The organism is Phenylobacterium sp. (genome assembly GCF_030693805.1).
Lineage (GTDB): Bacteria > Pseudomonadota > Alphaproteobacteria > Caulobacterales > Caulobacteraceae > Phenylobacterium.
The window spans coordinates 1-16192 of record NZ_JAUXZW010000001.1 but is presented as its reverse complement, the minus strand read 5'-3'; the positions used below and the strand labels follow the sequence as shown (position 1 = coordinate 16192).

At 70.1% G+C, this 16192-nt stretch carries 18 protein-coding genes; 7 read left to right on the top strand and 11 right to left on the bottom strand.

Features of this window, described 5'->3' with window-relative positions; genetic code table 11:
* Positions 1–1479 (top strand): gamma-glutamyltransferase family protein (locus Q8M88_RS00090; RefSeq protein WP_305593843.1); only part of this gene is annotated, 1479 nt, incomplete at its 5' end.
* On the opposite strand, the gene Q8M88_RS00085 is transcribed toward Q8M88_RS00090, so the two are convergent.
* From Q8M88_RS00085 to Q8M88_RS00070, 4 genes are read right to left on the bottom strand one after another with little or no spacing between them, the layout of a single operon-like run.
* Positions 1476–2981 (bottom strand): HAMP domain-containing sensor histidine kinase, encoded by a 1506-nt coding sequence (locus Q8M88_RS00085; RefSeq protein WP_305593841.1) that lies wholly within the window; start codon positions 2979–2981, stop codon positions 1476–1478. The two genes, Q8M88_RS00090 and Q8M88_RS00085, sit on opposite strands and share 4 nt — an antisense overlap.
* 60 nt (positions 2982–3041) lie before the next feature.
* Positions 3042–4082: a quinone-dependent dihydroorotate dehydrogenase gene (locus tag Q8M88_RS00080; RefSeq protein WP_305593839.1), complete on the bottom strand. Its 1041-nt coding sequence runs from the start codon at positions 4080–4082 to the stop codon at positions 3042–3044.
* On the bottom strand, positions 4079–4420 hold the full coding sequence (locus Q8M88_RS00075) for a DUF952 domain-containing protein (RefSeq protein WP_305593838.1): 342 nt from the start codon (positions 4418–4420) through the stop codon (positions 4079–4081). Before Q8M88_RS00075 ends, Q8M88_RS00080 begins: the two co-directional genes overlap by 4 nt.
* Entirely contained in the window at positions 4417–4920 is a 504-nt protein-coding gene (locus tag Q8M88_RS00070; RefSeq protein WP_305593836.1) for a histidine phosphatase family protein, read from the bottom strand. The genes Q8M88_RS00075 and Q8M88_RS00070 overlap by 4 nt, the downstream gene beginning before the upstream one ends.
* An 85-nt stretch (positions 4921–5005) precedes the next feature.
* On the opposite strand from Q8M88_RS00070, the gene Q8M88_RS00065 reads away from it, so the two are divergent.
* The gene (locus Q8M88_RS00065) at positions 5006–6178 is read left to right on the top strand and encodes a homoserine O-acetyltransferase (RefSeq protein WP_305593845.1); all 1173 of its coding nucleotides are present in this window, start codon (positions 5006–5008) and stop codon (positions 6176–6178) included.
* Positions 6175–6873, top strand: a complete 699-nt coding sequence (gene metW, locus Q8M88_RS00060) for a methionine biosynthesis protein MetW (protein ID WP_305593834.1) — start codon at positions 6175–6177, stop codon at positions 6871–6873. Before Q8M88_RS00065 ends, metW begins: the two co-directional genes overlap by 4 nt.
* On the opposite strand, the gene Q8M88_RS00055 is transcribed toward metW, so the two are convergent.
* Both Q8M88_RS00055 and Q8M88_RS00050 read right to left on the bottom strand, forming a co-directional pair.
* Complete coding sequence (locus Q8M88_RS00055) at positions 6870–7214, bottom strand: P-II family nitrogen regulator (protein ID WP_305593832.1); 345 nt, start codon at positions 7212–7214, stop codon at positions 6870–6872. The genes metW and Q8M88_RS00055 overlap by 4 nt on opposite strands.
* The gene (locus Q8M88_RS00050; protein ID WP_305593830.1) at positions 7211–8053 is read right to left on the bottom strand and encodes a methyltransferase domain-containing protein; all 843 of its coding nucleotides are present in this window, start codon (positions 8051–8053) and stop codon (positions 7211–7213) included. The genes Q8M88_RS00055 and Q8M88_RS00050 overlap by 4 nt, the downstream gene beginning before the upstream one ends.
* A 123-nt stretch (positions 8054–8176) precedes the next feature.
* Here Q8M88_RS00050 and gloB point away from each other — a divergent pair, with 123 nt between their 5' ends.
* Complete coding sequence (gloB, locus tag Q8M88_RS00045; protein ID WP_305593828.1) at positions 8177–8938, top strand: hydroxyacylglutathione hydrolase; 762 nt, start codon at positions 8177–8179, stop codon at positions 8936–8938.
* Between the two features lie 3 nt (positions 8939–8941).
* Here gloB and Q8M88_RS00040 read toward each other — a convergent pair whose 3' ends face one another.
* Genes Q8M88_RS00040 through Q8M88_RS00030 form a run of 3 tightly spaced genes read right to left on the bottom strand, consistent with a single transcriptional unit; the run spans position 8942 to position 11718 of the window.
* Positions 8942–9712 (bottom strand): DUF4908 domain-containing protein, encoded by a 771-nt coding sequence (locus Q8M88_RS00040; RefSeq protein ID WP_305593826.1) that lies wholly within the window; start codon positions 9710–9712, stop codon positions 8942–8944.
* A 56-nt stretch (positions 9713–9768) separates the two neighbouring features.
* Positions 9769–10494, bottom strand: coding sequence for an acetoacetyl-CoA reductase (phbB, locus tag Q8M88_RS00035; protein ID WP_305593824.1), 726 nt, complete (start codon positions 10492–10494; stop codon positions 9769–9771).
* A gap of 48 nt (positions 10495–10542) precedes the next feature.
* Entirely contained in the window at positions 10543–11718 is a 1176-nt protein-coding gene (locus Q8M88_RS00030) for an acetyl-CoA C-acetyltransferase (protein WP_305593822.1), read from the bottom strand.
* Positions 11719–11898: 180 nt separating this feature from the next.
* On the opposite strand from Q8M88_RS00030, the gene phaR reads away from it, so the two are divergent.
* Positions 11899–12528, top strand: coding sequence for a polyhydroxyalkanoate synthesis repressor PhaR (gene phaR / locus Q8M88_RS00025; protein WP_305593820.1), 630 nt, complete (start codon positions 11899–11901; stop codon positions 12526–12528).
* Between the two features lie 52 nt (positions 12529–12580).
* Positions 12581–12919 carry a hypothetical protein gene (locus Q8M88_RS00020; protein ID WP_305593817.1) on the top strand — a complete coding sequence of 113 codons (339 nt, stop codon included), beginning with the start codon at positions 12581–12583 and terminating at the stop codon, positions 12917–12919.
* 239 nt (positions 12920–13158) lie between these two features.
* On the opposite strand, the gene Q8M88_RS00015 is transcribed toward Q8M88_RS00020, so the two are convergent.
* Together Q8M88_RS00015 and Q8M88_RS00010 are read right to left on the bottom strand one after the other, a co-directional pair.
* Positions 13159–13584: a hypothetical protein gene (locus Q8M88_RS00015; RefSeq protein WP_305593815.1), complete on the bottom strand. Its 426-nt coding sequence runs from the start codon at positions 13582–13584 to the stop codon at positions 13159–13161.
* 79 nt (positions 13585–13663) lie between these two features.
* Positions 13664–14398, bottom strand: coding sequence for a glycosyltransferase family 2 protein (locus Q8M88_RS00010; protein ID WP_305593813.1), 735 nt, complete (start codon positions 14396–14398; stop codon positions 13664–13666).
* A 74-nt stretch (positions 14399–14472) separates the two neighbouring features.
* On the opposite strand from Q8M88_RS00010, the gene Q8M88_RS00005 reads away from it, so the two are divergent.
* Positions 14473–16152, top strand: coding sequence for a glycosyltransferase family 39 protein (locus tag Q8M88_RS00005; protein WP_305593811.1), 1680 nt, complete (start codon positions 14473–14475; stop codon positions 16150–16152).
* Positions 16153–16192: the final 40 nt, after the last annotated feature.

Here is a 16192-nt window from a genome sequence, read left to right as displayed (position 1 = left end):
GGCCTCGGCGGCGGCGCCTTCATGACCTACTACGACTCGGCGACACGGCAGGTCACCGCGTTCAACGGCCGCGAGACGGCGCCGGCCGGGGCGACGCCAGGGATGTTTCTCGACCCGAACGGCAAGCCTCTGCCGTTTCGCGTCGCGGTGCTGAGTGGCCGCGCCACCGGGGCTCCTGGCGCCGTGGCCATGCTGGCCATGGCCCAGGCGCGGTTCGGCAAGCTGGCCTGGAGCGGCCTGTTCGCCGACGCCGAACGACTGGCCGCCGACGGCTTCGTGGTCAGCCCGCGGCTGGCCGGGATGATCGCCTCCAAGGAGCCGGAGACTTCGGCGCCCGACACCATCGCCTATTTCACCAAGCCGGACGGGGCGAAGTACGCCGCCGGCGACGTGCTGCGCAATCCGGCCTATGCGGCCACAGTGCGGGCGATCGCCGCCAACGGACCGAAAGCCTTGCTGGAAGGCCCGATCGCCGAGGCGATCGTGGCGCGTGTGCATGGCGACCCCATCCCAGGCGCGCTGTCGATGGCCGACCTCGCGGGCTACCGGCCGAAATCCGATCCGGCGCTGTGCCGGCCCTACCGGATCTATGTGGTGTGCGTGCCGCCGGCGCCGTCCGGCGGGCCCGCGGTGCTGGAGGCGCTGGGCATATTGGAGCGCACCGACATCGCCGCTCACGGGCCCGCCGACCCGCAAGGCTGGTACCTGTTCGCCGAGGCCAGCCGGCTGATGTACGCCGACCGCGACCGTTACCTGGCCGATCCGGATTTCGTCACCGTGCCCGTCGAAGGCCTGCTGGATCCGACCTATCTCGACGCGCGGGCCAGGCTGATCGGCCCGACCGCCGGGCCACCGCCCGCGCCGGGCAAGCCCAAGGGCGCGCCCGTCTGGGGGCCGGATGCGACGCGCGAGCCTGGCGGCACGACCCACTTCGTAGTCGTCGACGCCGATGGCGACGTGGTCTCGATGACCACCACGGTGGAGAGCATCTTCGGCTCGGGCCGGATGGTGGCGGGCTTCTTCCTCAACAATCAGATCACCGACTTCTCCTTCTCGCCGACGCAGGACGACGGGACGCCGGCGGCCAACGCGGTGGCGCCGGGCAAGCGGCCGCGTTCGGCGATGTCGCCGACCATCGTGCTGGATCGCGACGGGCGCTTCGTCGCCGCCGTAGGGTCGCCCGGCGGCCCGTCGATCATCGCCTACAACCTCAAGGCCCTGGTGGGCGTCCTGGACTGGAAACTGTCGATGCAGGCGGCCATCGACCTGCCGAACCTGGTGGCGCGCGGCGCCAACTACGGGGCCGAACTCGGCAGGATGAACCCCGCCATCGCGGCTGGCCTGACCGCCAAGGGGATCGTGCTGAAGAGCGGCGGGGCGGCGGAAGGTTCGGGCCTGCACGGAGTGAAGGCGCTGCCCGGCGGCGGCCTGGAAGGCGGCGCGGACCCTCGGCGCGAAGGCAAGGCGATCGGTTTCTAGGGCTTAGCCGGCAGCTCTCCGCCCTCAGGCGCCGGACGGGCGCGGCGGCGGCGCAACGGCCCTGGCGCACCGGGCAACTTGAGCTCGAACACCGAGCCCCGCGGGCTGCTCTCCACCAACGTCAGGTCGCCGCCATGGCCCTGGGCCAACTCTCGCGCGATGGCCAGGCCCAAGCCCGCGCCGTCGGGCCGTCCGGAGCTGGCGAACGGCTGGAACAGACGCTCGCGCAGCCGCTCGGGCACGCCCGGCCCGTTGTCGGCGAAGCGGACCAGGCTGACGTCGTCGGCCTGGGTCATGGAGACGCGCACTTCGCCCGGCGACTCGCGCCCCTGCTGTCGTTCGATGGCCTCGCGGGCGTTGCGCAACAGGTTGACGAGGATCCGGTGCAGCTGGTCGGGATCGGCGCTCACCTGTTCGGCGCGACCGGCCTCGACCACCAACCGGACGCCCTCGTCGGACATCCGCGCTTCCTCGGCCGCCATCTCCAGCGCGGCCAGCAGCGGGACCGGGCCAGCGTCCGGCGCCGCCTCCTGGGTCTTGCCGTAGGTCAGCACGTCGGTGGCGAGCTTCACCGCCCGATCGAGGGCGCGTTCCAGCCTGGGCAGCGCCTGGCTGACCTTCGGGTCCTTCAGCGCCGCCAGCCGCTCGGAGGCGATCTGGGCGCTGGTCAGCATGTTGCGCAGGTCGTGGTTGATCTTGGCCACCGCCTCGCCCAGCGCCGCCAGCCGGGCGCGGGAGTTGAGCGCCGTGCGCAGGTCGCCCTGCATCAGGTCCAGCTCCACCTCGGCGCGGCCGACCTCGTCGCGACGGCCGGACAGTTCGATGCGAGCGGCGGGATCGTCAGGGTCAGCGCGGAAGCGCTCCATCGAGCGGGTGATCCGCTGCATCGGGCGCACCAGGAAGAAGTTCAGCGACAGATAGACCAGCACGCCGGCCATCGTCGAGACGAAGGCGGTGACCACCATCAGACGCAGCAGGAACTGGCGCAGGTCGCGCTTCAGCTCGGTGTCGGGGGCGACGATCTCGACGAAGTCGGCCTTGCGGAAGCGCGGTTCGGCGACGACCCGCACGCGACGACCTTCGCCGCCGAACAGGGTCTGGAATGGCGCGGCGAGCCACGAGCCCGGGGCCTGGTCGCGCAGGTCGACCAGATAGGGCGTGGTAGTCATCCGACGACCGCCCAGCACCAGCCGGCGCATGCCCTGCTCCTGCACCGCGACGCGCTCGACGCCGGCGCCTTCGAGCAGCTGGGCGGCGAGCTGTTCGCTGACCACCCGCTCGGGCGCGACCTCGGGGGCGAGGGACGCGAGCTCGGCGGCGCGCACGCGGTCCAGCAGCCATTGCTCCTCGAAGGTGGCGAGGACTGGCGGCAGCACCAGCGCGCCGCCCAGGGCGACGAACAATGCGGTCAGGATCAGCAGGCGCGTCGAGAGGCCGCCCGGCCAGAAGAAGCGGCGCCGGTGCGGCTTTTGAAGCGCCTGCGGCGAGGGGGCGTCCGCCATGCCGTCCTCGTTAAGGCGCCGGCGCGCGTTCGGCAACGCGAGCCGCTCGCAGCGCCGCCGCTAGCGCGCGCAAGCGGCCTCAGCGACCGATTGGAAGCCGTCGGCGCGCAATCGCTGCGCCAGATCGCGCTTGATGCGTTCGACCAGGCCCGGCCCCTCGAACACCAGGGCCGAGTAAAGCTGCACCGCACGGGCGCCGGCGCGGATCTTGGCGTAGGCGTCCGCCCCGGAGGCGACGCCGCCTGCGCCCACCAGCGTCAAGCGATCACCGGCGGCCTGGGCGAAGGCGGCCAGCATGCGGGTGGAAAGCTCGCGCAGCGGCGCGCCGGACAGGCCGCCGGCCTCGCCGGCGAAGCGCGACGCCAGCGCAGGCCGCGTCACGGTGGTGTTTGAGACGACGATTCCGGCGAGCCCCTGGGCGACACTGGTCTCGACGATGGTCTCCACCTCGCCGTCCTCCAGGTCGGGCGCGACCTTCAGGAACATCGGGACCTTGCCCGCCGGCGGCAGGGCGTCGCGGCGCTCGGCCAGGCGGCCCAGGAGTTCCGCCAGCGCAGCCTTGGTCTGCAGGGCGCGCAGTCCCGGTGTGTTCGGCGACGAGATGTTGATCGTGAAATAGCTGGCGAGGCCCCAGAGACGGGTGAGTCCGGCGACATAGTCGCCGATGCGATCTTCAGCGTCCTTGTTCGCGCCGATATTAGCCCCCACCGGCCCGCGCCGGTGCGCCAGCCGCGAGGCGAAGGCGTCCAGACCGCGATTGTTGAACCCCATGCGGTTGATCACCCCTCGATCCTCGGTGAGCCGGAACAGGCGCGGCCGGGGGTTGCCGACCTGGGGCTGAGGCGTGACTGTGCCGCACTCCACGAAGCCGAAGCCGGCCCGCAGCATGGACGCAAACACCTGGGCGTCCTTGTCGAACCCGGGCGCCAGGCCCACGCAGTTGCCGACCGCAAGCCCGCCGAGGTCGGTCGCCAGGATCGGGTCGTCGGCGCCGCCCACAGGTCCCAGACCGGCGCGTAGCCCCAGCAGGGCCACGCGGTGAGCGTCCTCGGGATCAAGGACGTGCAGGGCGCGCGCAGCGGCGTCATGCAGCCCGCTCATGCGCCCAGGTCCACGTGAGGCACGCCGTCGGCCCCCAGCGGCGCCTGGCGCACCGCGCGCACCAGGCCGACATCCAGCACGCCATAGAGGTGCGGGAACAGCGCGCCGCCGCGTGACGGCTCCCAGCGCAGCGCCTCCCCGAGGTCGTCGGCCTCAAGCTCCAGGGTCACCAGAGCGGCCCGGCCAGCGTAGTGCCGGCTCGCCGTCTGCTGGGCCTGATCTGCGGTGCTGAGATGGATATAACCGTCCTGCAGGTCGACGGTGGAGCCGGCGAACCGGCCGGTGCGCAGCGCCTCGCGCCACTCGTCCAGGCCCAGGATCTTGTAGACGCGGCTCATTCGGCGATCCCCGGCGGCGCCAGGAACAGGCCCTCGAACACCGGCGCGCCGTCGTCGTGGAATGCGAACACCGCCGCCGCGCCCGTTGGAAACCGCCGCTCCATGCGGGCGATCTCCGACGGCGGCGCCGAACCTTCCGCCAGGAGCTGGACGGCGAGGTCCTGGACGCCGGGATTGTGGCCCACCACCATCACCGCGCCGCTCACCACGCCGGCCGCCTCGGCGAGGCGGCGGATGCCGGCGGCGTCGACGCTGTAGAGCGCCGGCTCGATCTGTTCGCGCGCATTGGGAAACGCCGGCTCGCAGGCGCGCCAGGTCTCCAGCGCCCGCGGCGCCGAAGACACCAGGGCCAGCACGGGCCGGATCGACTCCGCCGCCAGCGCGATCGCCGCGCCCTCGGCCTCGCGCCAGCCGCGCGCCGTTAGATGACGATCGAAGTCGTCGCCGCTGGCGGCGTCGCGTTCCGCCTCGCCATGCCGTAGAAGGATCAGCCGGTTCATCATCTCTCCGTCGGCGCCGTCATAGCCCCCGGTGCGCGTCGCGCGAAGCGGTTGACAGATTTATAGCTTGGCGGTCCAAGGCGCGATGACCCAGACCCTGGCGGGGGCCGCAATCACCGACGGCGACGGCGTGCAGACGGGCGGCGGCGTCCACCGCTTCCCGTCTGACCGTCCGCTGCGCCTTGAGTCCGGCGCGTCGCTGGCGCCGCTGGAGGTCGCCTACAAGACCTATGGCGTGCTCAATGCTGACAAGTCGAACGCCGTGCTGGTCTGTCACGCACTGACCGGCGACCAGCACGCCGCCTCGATCCATCCGGTGACCGGCAAGCCGGGCTGGTGGAGCCGGGTGATCGGCCCGGGCCTGCCCCTGGACCCGGGGCGCTATTTCATCATCTGCGTCAACGTCATCGGCGGCTGCATGGGCTCGCTGGGCCCGAGCTCCACCAACCCCGAGACCGGCAAGCCTTACGGCCTGAGCTTCCCGGTGATCACCATCGCCGACATGGTCCGCGCCCAGGCGATGCTGATCGAGGCGCTGGGCGTAGACACCCTGTTCGCCGTGGTCGGCGGCTCGATGGGCGGCATGCAGGTGCTGCAGTGGGCGGCCGACTATCCGGAAAAGCTGTTCTCGGCGGTGTGCATCGCCGCGGCGCCGCGCCATTCGGCGCAAAACATCGCCTTCCACGAGGTCGGGCGCCAAGCGATCATGGCCGACCCCGACTGGCGCGGCGGCGCCTACGAGGAACAGGGCGTGCGACCGGAAAAGGGCCTGGCGGTGGCGCGCATGGCCGCGCACATCACCTACCTGTCGGAGCCCGCCCTGCAGCGGCGGTTTGGCCGCGAGCTGCAGCGCGACGGTCTGTCGTGGGGCTTCGACGCCGACTTCCAGGTGGAGAGCTACCTGCGTCACCAGGGGGCGAGTTTCGTCGATCGCTTCGACGCCAACTCCTACCTCTACATCACCCGCGCCCTGGACTATTTCGACCTGGCGGGCGCACACGGCGGGGTGCTGGTCGAGGCGTTCCGCCGGGCCCGCAACGTTCGCTTCTGTGTCCTGTCATTCTCTTCCGACTGGCTCTACCCGACGATCGAGAGCCGCGACATCGTGCGCGCGCTGAACGCCGCCGGCTGCCGGGCGAGTTTCGCCGAGATCGAGACCGACAAGGGGCACGACGCCTTCTTCCTCGACGAGCCGCAGCTCGACCTATCCCTGCGCGGCTTCTTCGCCTCGGCGGCGCAGGTGCGGGGCCTGAAGTGAGCGCGGCGCGGGAGGGTTCCGGCCGCGAGGATTTCCGCGAGATCCTGCGGCTGGTGCGCCCGGGCACGCGGGTGCTCGACGTCGGCTGCGCGGAAGGCGAATTGCTGGAGCTGCTGGCCCGCGAGAAGGGCGTCGACGGACAGGGGCTGGAGATCAGTCCGGCTGGCGTCTCGGCCTGCCTGGCCCGCGGCCTGGCCGTGGTGCAGGGCGACGCCGACCACGACCTCGACCACTTCCCGACGCGGGCGTTCGACTATGCGGTGCTGTCCGACAGCCTGCAGCAGATGCGCGATCCGCGCCATGCGCTGGCCGAGCTGCTGCGCATCGCCGAGCGGGCGGTGGTGTCGTTCCCCAACTTCGGCCACTGGCGGGTGCGCCTGGCGCTGGTCACCCGCGGGCGGATGCCGGAGACCAAGGCCCTGCCCCAACCCTGGTGGTCGACGCCGAACATCCACCTGTGCACGCTGCGTGACTTCACCGCGCTATGCGAGGATTTGGACCTGCGGATCGACGCTTGCGCGGCGCTGGCCAGCGGCAAGCCGGCGCGGGCGATCAACCCGGCCCTGCCGATCGAGAACTGGCGGGCGGAGACGGCGCTGTTTCTGCTGAGCCGGCGCGGCGAGAGCAAAGCGTCCGGCCCGGCCGTCGCATACGACCTGCTCGGCGAACCGGAGACGGCGACCCTTAAGCGTTAGCCTGCGATAGCGGCGGCGTCGCGGTCGCCGGTGCGGATGCGCAGCGCCTGTTCGAGGTCGAGGACGAAGACCTTGCCGTCGCCGATCTTGCCGGTGTTGGCGGTGCGTGAGATCGCCTCGACCACCGCATCGAGGATGTCGGATGGCACCGCGATCTCCAGCTTCACCTTGGGCAGCAGCTTCACCTCGTATTCCGCGCCCCGATAGACTTCGGTCTTGCCGCGCTGGCGGCCGTAGCCGCGCACCTCTGTGACGGTGAGCCCAGAGGCGCCGGCGTCCGTCACGGCCTCGAGCACGGCGTCCAGACGGCTCGGCTTGATGACCGCGATGATCATCTTCATGAGGACGGCTCCCAATTATGGCCGCGGCCCGCGGCGATGTCCTGCACGCTAGGGCGTTCGGCGGACGCCTCCAAGAGGCTCTGTGAACTCCGCCTCGGCGGCGCCTGGGAAACAGGCGCCGCGCCCGCCGGAGCCGGCGCCAGCAGCGGCCGGGCCACCCGCACCCGCGCCCGCGCGCCCCTCGGCTTGACCGCGAAGGCCTGCTTCACCGCCTCCATCAGCACCAGGCCCGCAAACTGCGGCCACAACCTGGAGCCGGCGCTCTCGAAGCCTTCCGCCCAGCGCGCCGCCCACGAGATCGGCGGAGCATAGAGCGCGCGGGTCCATCCTGACGGCTCCAGGTCGGCTTCGCGGAGCAGTTCGCCCAACTGGCGGCGGCTGTAGGGTCGACCGTGGCCAAACGGCGTCGCCTCGACATTGGCCCAGGGGCCGTTGCGGGCGGCTACGGCGACGATCACTCGGCCAGACGGGGCGAGGATGCGGCCCACCTCGCGCAGCAGCGCCGCGGGATCGGGGCTCTCCTCCAGGGCGTGGACGCAGAGGATGCGGTCGAACAGGGCGTTGGCGAACGGCAGGGCGTCTTCGTCAGCGAGGCAGGTGAGGTTGGGCTCGCCCGCGGGCCACAGCTCGACGCCCTGCTGGGCCGGCATGGCCGCCGTCACCCGACGCGCGGCCGGCCGCAGCGCGCCCACGAACGGGGTCGCGTAACCCAGCGCCAGAACATCCAGTCCGCGGGCGTCGCCCCACACCTCGACGACCTTGCGCCCGACCATGTCGCGGGCGGCACGCCCCAGGGGAGAGGCGTAGAATTCGCGAAGCTCGAGCACGTCACGACGCATGATCAGGATGGGAACGCTCGACTATGGCCTGTGCGCAACCTAAATCGACGCTGACCGATTGTCCCGCCGGCCGCGCCGCGGCCAGGCCGAAGACCAGCCCCAGTCGCCCTAGCGGAGACCGCCATGCCCCTCATCGTCCATCAGTTCCCGTGCCTCCAGGACAATTACGGCTTCCTGGCGCGCGACGAAGCGACCGGCCAGACCGCCTGCATCGACACGCCAGACGCCCAGGCGATCCTGCGCGAACTCGACAAGCTAGGTTGGTCGCTGACCCTGATCCTCAACACGCACTGGCATCCGGACCACGCCGGGGGAAACGCCGAGATCAAAGCCGCGACTGGCGCCGTCGTGGTCGGGCCCGGCGAGGTCGAGAAGCTGTCGCCCGTCGACCGCGAAGTGCACGGCGGTGACCGTGTGCAGTTGGGCGAGACCACCTTCGAGGTGATCGAGACCGGCGGCCACACCTTGGGTCACATCGCCTATCACGACGCCGCCGACTCCATCGCCTTCGTTGGCGACACCCTGTTCGCTCTGGGTTGCGGGCGATTGTTCGAGGGCACGCCGCAGCAGATGTGGACCAGCCTGCAGCGCCTGGCCGCCCTGCCGGAAGCCACGACGGTTTATTGCGCGCACGAGTACACCGCCGCCAACGCCCGCTTCGCACTCTCGGTGGACCAGGACCCGGCGCTAAGGGCCCGCGCCGACCAGGTGTTCGCGGCCCGCGAACGCGGCGAGCCCACGGTGCCCACCACGATCGCACTCGAGAAGGCGACCAATCCGTTCCTGCGGGCGCCCCTGCTGGCGGCGGCGATGGGGGTCGGTGGAGCCGCGGACTACGAGGCGTTCGCCGCCGTGCGCAAGGCCAAGGACGAGTTCAAGGGCTGAAGCTTAGCGCTCGAGGGTCGCCAGGATCCGGTCGGAGGACGGCCGGCCAGCGAGGCCCTCGCCCGGCGCCACGGTGATACGCATCACGCCTTGTTGGATCACGGTGCTAGGTTTGCGGCCGGCGACCAGGGTGACCTTGTTGAACCGGGCCAGCATCTGCTTGCCATCGCCGCGGCGGGCCATGCGCACCACCGCCTCAGCCGCGACCGTGGCCGCATCGGCGATCAGGGCGGAAGACGCGGGCGTCGCCTCGGCCTCGAAGGTGATCAGCCGCCGCGCCGCGCGGCTGGCGCGCAATGTCGCCTGCGCCAGGCGTTCGAGCAGCGCCTGAGGGCCCAGAGGCGCAAGCTTCAGCGGCGTCGCCCCGCCCGCCAGTGCGGCGGCCGAGCCTCCCGGGCGGGTGTCGGTGAATACGGTGACACCACCCAGTCGGGTGGCGCGGAGCACCGGCTCGCCCAGATCGTTCTTGTAGATCACGTCGCCCCGCGGAGCCGGCTGCGGCAGCAGCGCCCACACCTCGGGACTGTTCTCGAACTTCAACAGCGGCCGCCCCTGGGTGCGGTCGAGGATGAAGGACTGGCCGTCTTCGGAGACGTAGCGCGCCACCGCCGGCGCGGCGGTGGAGCTGCGACCGTCCGGCGTGCGGCCGCCGAACAGGCCTTCGCGAAGGGTTTCCGGCGCCGCCAGGGCTTGTCCGACGAATCCGGTCCCGCCCGTCCCGACGAGGGTCGCGAGCAGGAAGGCTCTCAGGATCGCCGGTGTGTCGCTCGCCATGACGCGTTAAGACATGACGCTTGAGTGGGGCGCTTTTTGGACGCTCGCGTCCAGACTTAACCCGCCATCAACTGTCCGCCGTTCAGCGACAGCGTTGAACCGGTCACGTAGCCGGCATGTTCGCCGGCCAGGAACGCCACCATGTCGGCGATTTCCTCACCGCGGCCGAGGCGTCCGACGGGGATCTGGCTGATGATCGATTCCAGCACTTTTTCTGGCACCGCCTGCACCATCTCGGTGTCGATGTAACCCGGCGCGATGCAGTTGACGGTGACGCCTTTCTTGGCGTTCTCCAGGGCGAGCGCCTTGGTGAAGCCGATGACGCCGGCCTTGGCGGCCGAGTAGTTGGTCTGGCCCATCTGGCCCTTCTGGCCGTTGATCGACGAGATGTTGATGACCCGGCCCCATTCGCGTTCGCGCATGCCCTCGATCACCTGCCGGGTCATGTTGAACACGCTGTCCATGTTGACCCGGATCACGTCCGACCATTGTTCGGAGTTCATGCGATGAAACACGCCGTCGCGGGTGATGCCGGCGTTGTTGACCAGGATGTCGATGGGCCCGAGTTCCGCGGCCACCAGGTCGACCGCCCGTTTGCAGTCGTCGAAATTGCCGACGTTGCCCTTGACCACCATCACGCCCAGTTCGCGGGCGCAGGCCTCGGCCGCCGCCTCGTTGCCAGAGTAGCCGGCGGCGACCGCCATCCCGTCATTCTTCAAGCGCTCGCAGATCGCCCGCCCGATGCCACGGGTTCCACCCGTGACAAACGCCACCCTGGCCATCGCTCATATCCTCCCTAGACGCCGGCCCGGTTGATCCGGACCAGTTGTTCAAACAGCTTCGACGCACATCGCGACGCCCATGCCGCCGCCGACGCACAATGTCGCCAGGCCCTTGGCGGCTCCCGAACGTTTCATCTCGTGCAGCAGGGTGGTCAGGATGCGCGCGCCGGACGCGCCGATCGGGTGGCCGATGGCGATCGCGCCGCCATTGACGTTCACCCGCTCAGGATCAAGGCCCAAGTCGCGCACGACGCAGATCGACTGGGCGGCGAAGGCTTCGTTGGACTCGATCAGGTCGAGGTCGCCGACGTTCCAGCCCGCCTTCTCCAGCGCCTTGCGGCTGGCGGGGATCGGCCCGGTGCCCATGATCTCGGGCTCTACGCCGGCGTGCGCCCACGAGGCGATGCGCGCGAGCGGCTTCAGGCCGCGGGCCTTGGCTTCCTCGGCGCTCATCAGCACCAGCGCCGCCGCGCCGTCGTTCAGGCCAGAGGCGTTGCCGGCGGTGACCGAGCCTTCCTTGGTGAAGGCCGGGCGCAGGCTGGACATCGATTCCAGCGTCGCGCCTGCGCGGATGTACTCGTCCTGGTCGACGATCACGTCGCCCTTGCGGCCCTTGATCGTCACCGGAGCGATCTCGTCGGCGAACTTGCCGGACTTCTGCGCGGCCTCGGCCTTGTTCTGGCTGGCCACGGCGAAGCGGTCCTGGTCGTCGCGGGTGATCTGCCAGCGCGCGGCGATGTTCTCCGCCGTCTGACCCATGTGGTAGCCGTGGAAGGCGTCCCACAGCCCGTCCTTGATCATGGTGTCGACGAAGCCCAGGTCGCCCATCTTCTGGCCGTTGCGGATGTGGGCGGCGTGCGGCGACTGGCTCATGCTCTCCTGGCCGCCGGCGACGACGATCTTGGCCGAGCCGTCGGCGATCTGCTGGGCGCCCAGCGCAACCGCGCGCAGGCCCGAGCCGCAAAGCTGGTTCAGGCTCCAGGCGGGCGACTCCACCGGCACGCCGGCCTTGATCGACGCCTGACGCGCGGGCCCCTGGCCGGCGCCGGCCTGCAGCACCTGTCCCAGGATCACCTCGTCGACGTCGCTGGCCGACACTCCGGCGCGTTGCAGCGCGGCCTCGATGGCGATTCTGCCGAGCTCGTGGGCGGGCAGGCTGGAGAGCGTGCCGTTGAATGAGCCGACCGGCGTGCGCGCGGCGGAAACGATGACGATGTCGCCCATTGGCGGACCCCTTCGCAAAGCAGGAGTCGCATCTATTGAAGCGCGTTTTGCGCGGGGCAAGAGCGAAGTGACCCGCATGTAACATCAACGGCGATTTGCCAATCCGCTCGCATCCGCGATACTGCAGTGCAGAAGAAGGGCCGGCGGCGCTTAAGCGGCTCAGCCCGAAAAGGATTTGGGATGGCGGAAACCCCGGAAGACGGCGCAAAACCCAACGGCGAACGCGTGGTCATCAAGAAATATGCGAACCGGCGGCTCTATAATACGGCGTCGAGTTCGTATGTTACGCTTGAGCATCTCTCGGAAATGGTCAAGCAAGGCGTCGATTTCGTGGTCTATGACGCCAAGACCAACGAGGAAATCACGCGCACGGTCCTGACCCAGATCATCTTCGAGGAAGAAAGTCAGGGCCAGAGCCTGTTGCCGATCCAGTTTCTGCGTCAATTGATCGGCTTCTACGGTAACTCGATGCAGTCGTTCCTGCCGAGCTATCTCGAGATGTCGCTGGCGAGCTTCACCCAGCAGCAGGAGCGCCTGCGCAGCCAGTTCACCGGCCTGACCCCGGGAATCGCGCCGGGCGGCGCGGCGTTGGAGGAACAGATCCGCCAGAACATGGCGCTGTTCGACCGTGCGATGAAGATGTTCTCGCCGTTCGCCTACACCCGTCCCGGCGAGGGCCCGGCCGCGCCGCGAACCGACACGCCCGCGCCCGCCGCGCCGGCTGCCGCCGCCAGCGACGAAGCGCTCGAAGATCTGCGCAAGCGGATGGAGGAGATGCAGTCGCAGATCGAGAAGCTGGCCAAGCGCTAAGCACGTCTGCGGCAGCGTTTCTTAACCAGCGGCGCGTGACAATGCGCATCGCATGACCGCGCCTATCGATCCGATCCGTAAGTCCGCCGCCGCCGGCCGCAGCCGGCGCTCCGACGCCAGACGTGCGGATTCGAGCCCGTCGGCGGACGACCGCAACCTGCCGGTGCCGGTCTCCGGTCCCATCGTCGATCCGGCGCCTCCAGCGCAGGCGCCTGTTGACGGCGCAGCGGTGTTCGCCGCCCAACTGCTCGGCCAGGATGGGCAGAAGCGGGGTCTGCGTGGCGGTCCGGCGACCCTGGACGCCGCCAAGTCCAGCTATGCTCGCACCGAATGGTCCGGGTCCGCCGACCGTCGCGCCCGGCGCGGCGGCGCGGCCAAGACCGAGATCTGACCATCCCGCCCGGCTAAAAGCGCCGGGCCGCTAGGCCAATTCGGTCTGTCGGCGCACGCACAACCTCGCCGCGCCTCGGGCGCGGAACCGCCGGGGGTTGGCGCCAGTCTTGCTTAATGCGTGGTGAATCCCGCACGCGCAGGCCTGGCCATGATCCTCAAAGCAACCCGCTTCCTAGACGTCGCCTTCGTGGCCTTGATCCTCAGCGTCCTGACCTGAAGGCCCGCGCGCCACTCAGCCTAACGGGCGTCGCTGAAGTCCATGTCGCGGCGCGCCGTGACGATGGTCACGATGAAGCCGGCCAAGACGTCCAGCAGCACCATCAGCGTGATCAGAAAGAACACCGAGGTGGCGCAGGCCGGCGCCAACAGGAACTGCACCAGGCAGACGATGAACAGCAGCATCGACAGCGCGTGGTTGATGATCGCGCCGCGCCGGCTGTTGGTCGATTTCAGCAACTCGATGAACAGAACCACCAGCGAGGCGGCGAGCAGCACGTCGCCGAGGCTGACCGCCCAGTCGATGTGCGAGGTCATACGAATGGAGAACAGCTGCTGGGCGAAGCGGGCTTGGGCCTCCACCGCCGCCATACCGCCCGGCATGGTCAGCGCGATGAGGTCGTAGGCGAGCAGCGGCAGGATCAGCAGCGGAATCGCGGCGAACATCGGATCTCCCCCAGCCGCCTCCGCGGCCCGCCTAAAGGGGTAACCGCTTCCTGCGCGACCGCAAGCGCTCCCGCGCGGCTCAGGCTTCGTCGACGCCGACCGGATTGCGCGAGCGCGATTGCAGCCACATGACCCCCAGCAGGTCGGACAACGACGCCCAGAGCCGACCAAGGTTGGTGTACTTCGACTGCCCGGTCTGCCGGTGGCGATGGTTCACCGGCATGAACGCCACCCGGTAGCCCTCGCGGATCATCAGCGCCGGTAGGTAGCGGTGGATGTGATCAAAGTACGGCAGCCGCAGGAAGGCGTCGCGGCGGAACGCCTTCAGCCCGCAGCCGGTGTCGTTGGCGACGTCCTTCAACAGGCGCTTGCGCACGCCGTTGCCGAGCTTCGAGGCGATCTTCTTGGCCTGTGAATCCTGGCGCTTGACCCGCTCGCCGCCGACCAACGCCAATTCCGGACCGCCGGCCGACAGCGCGTCCACCAGCCTCGGCCCGTCGGCCGGGTCGTTCTGGCCGTCGCCGTCCAGCGTCAGGATCAGCGGCGCGCGGGCCGCCATCACGCCGGTGCGGATCGCCCGGCTCTGGCCGGAATTGGCGCGGTGCGACAGCACGCGAAGTTGCGGGATCTCGCCCTTCAGCCCGTTCAGCGCCGCGCGCGTGCCGTCACGGCTGGCGTCGTCGACGAAGACGATCTCGAAATCCCGGCCGGCGAAGGCTGCCGCGATCTCGCGGGCCAGCGCTGGGGCCGCGCCCTCTTCGTCGAAAACGGGCGCGACGACGGAGACGGCGGGCGTGTCGTGGGGTTCGGCCATGGTCTTCCTTGAGCGGACAGGACCTTCCTTAGCTGAAAAGTCGGCGCGCGGAAGGATCGTGCTATCTAGCGCGAATGACGCTGGACGCCTTCCTCGACCGATGGGGCCGCGGCTGGAGAGGACCGGCGCTGGCCGCGCTCGTCGCCTTGCTGGCCGGCTTGCCAGGCGTATTCGCCGTGCCGCCGCTGGATCGCGACGAATCGCGATTCGCCCAGGCCACCGCCCAGATGCTGGAGACCCGCGACTTCGTGGTCATCCGCTACCAGGACCAGCCTCGCTTCAAGAAGCCGGTCGGCATCCATTGGCTGCAAGCGGCGAGCGTGAGCCTGGTCTCCAGCCCCGAGGCGCGCGAGATCTGGGCCTATCGGTTGCCCTCGCTGCTGGGCGCGATGCTGGCGGCGGCGGCCTGCGCCTGGGGAGCCGCCGCCTTCTTCGGCCCGCGCACCGGCATGCTCGCCGGCGTGCTGCTGGGCGCGACCTTCCTGCTGTCGACGGAGGCGTTCATCGCCAAGACCGATGCGGTGCTGTGCGGTGCGACGACGCTCGCCGCGGCGGCCTTGGGCCGGATCTACGCCGCGCGTGATTCGGGCGGCGGAGGTCGGCTGACGCGGCTGCTGTTTTGGCTGGGGCTTGCGCTCGCCACCATCGTCAAGGGACCGGTGGGCCCGCTGGTGGTGATCCTGGCGGCGCTGTCCCTGGCGGCCTGGGACCGCCGCGCGGGCTGGCTCAAGGACCTCGGCTGGGGTTGGGGTCTCATCGTGTTCATGGCCATCTGCGGGCCGTGGGCCGGCGCGGTGACGGTGGCCACCGACGGCGCGTTCTGGACCGCCGCGCTGGCCGGCGACCTCGCGCCCAAGCTGGCCGGCGGCCAGGAGACCCACGGCGGGCCGTTCGGCTACCACACCCTTCTGGCGCCGCTGCTGCTGTTCCCGACCAGCCTGCTGTTGCCCGCCGGGCTGATCCTGGGGTGGCGTGGGCGCAAGGAGCCGGGCGTCCGCTTCGCCCTGTGCTGGCTGATCCCGGCCTGGCTGGTGTTCGAGATCGCGCCCACCAAGCTGGTGCACTACACCTTGCCGGCCTACGGCGCGCTGGCCTGGCTGATGGCGGCGGCCCTGCGCGATCCCCTGGGACGCGTGTCGCGCTGGTCCGGCGCGGCGCTTGCGGCCCTGACCGGCCTGCTGTTGGCGGGCGGGGTCGGCTATCTGACCTTCGAGTATGGCGATCCGCGCGACGGGGTGGCGGCCGCGCTGGCTGCGGCTCTCCTGGCCGCCGCCGGTGTCGTCGGAGGCTGGATGCTGATCCGCCGCCCGCCGGTCGAGGCCGCCGCCGTGGCCCTATGCCTTGGCGTACTCGGACACGGCGTGTTGGCTGCGGGCCTGGTCCCGAGGCTCGATCCGTTGTGGCTGTCGGCGCGGGCCGAGCAGGCGATGGCGCAGGCGCGACTGTTGCCGCGCCAGGGCATCGCTCCAGCGCCGGTCGCTGTCGCGGGATACGCCGAACCCAGTTTGGTGTTCGCGTTAGGCACGCCCACCGACCTCGGCGGGGCTGAGGATGCCGCCCGGGCCATCGCCGAGGATCGCCCGGCCATCGTCGAAGCGCGCGAAGAGCCCGCCTTCCGCCAGGCCCTGGCGCGTGCCGGCGCGCGCGCCGCAAGCGTCGGGGTGTTGGACGGGCTGGATTATTCGAACGGCGACGAGATGCGGCTGCGAATCTATCGTCCCGCGGGTCCATCGCCGTCAAGGGAGGTTCCATGACCCGTCACATCGAGATCGTCGAGGTCGGCCCGCGCGACGG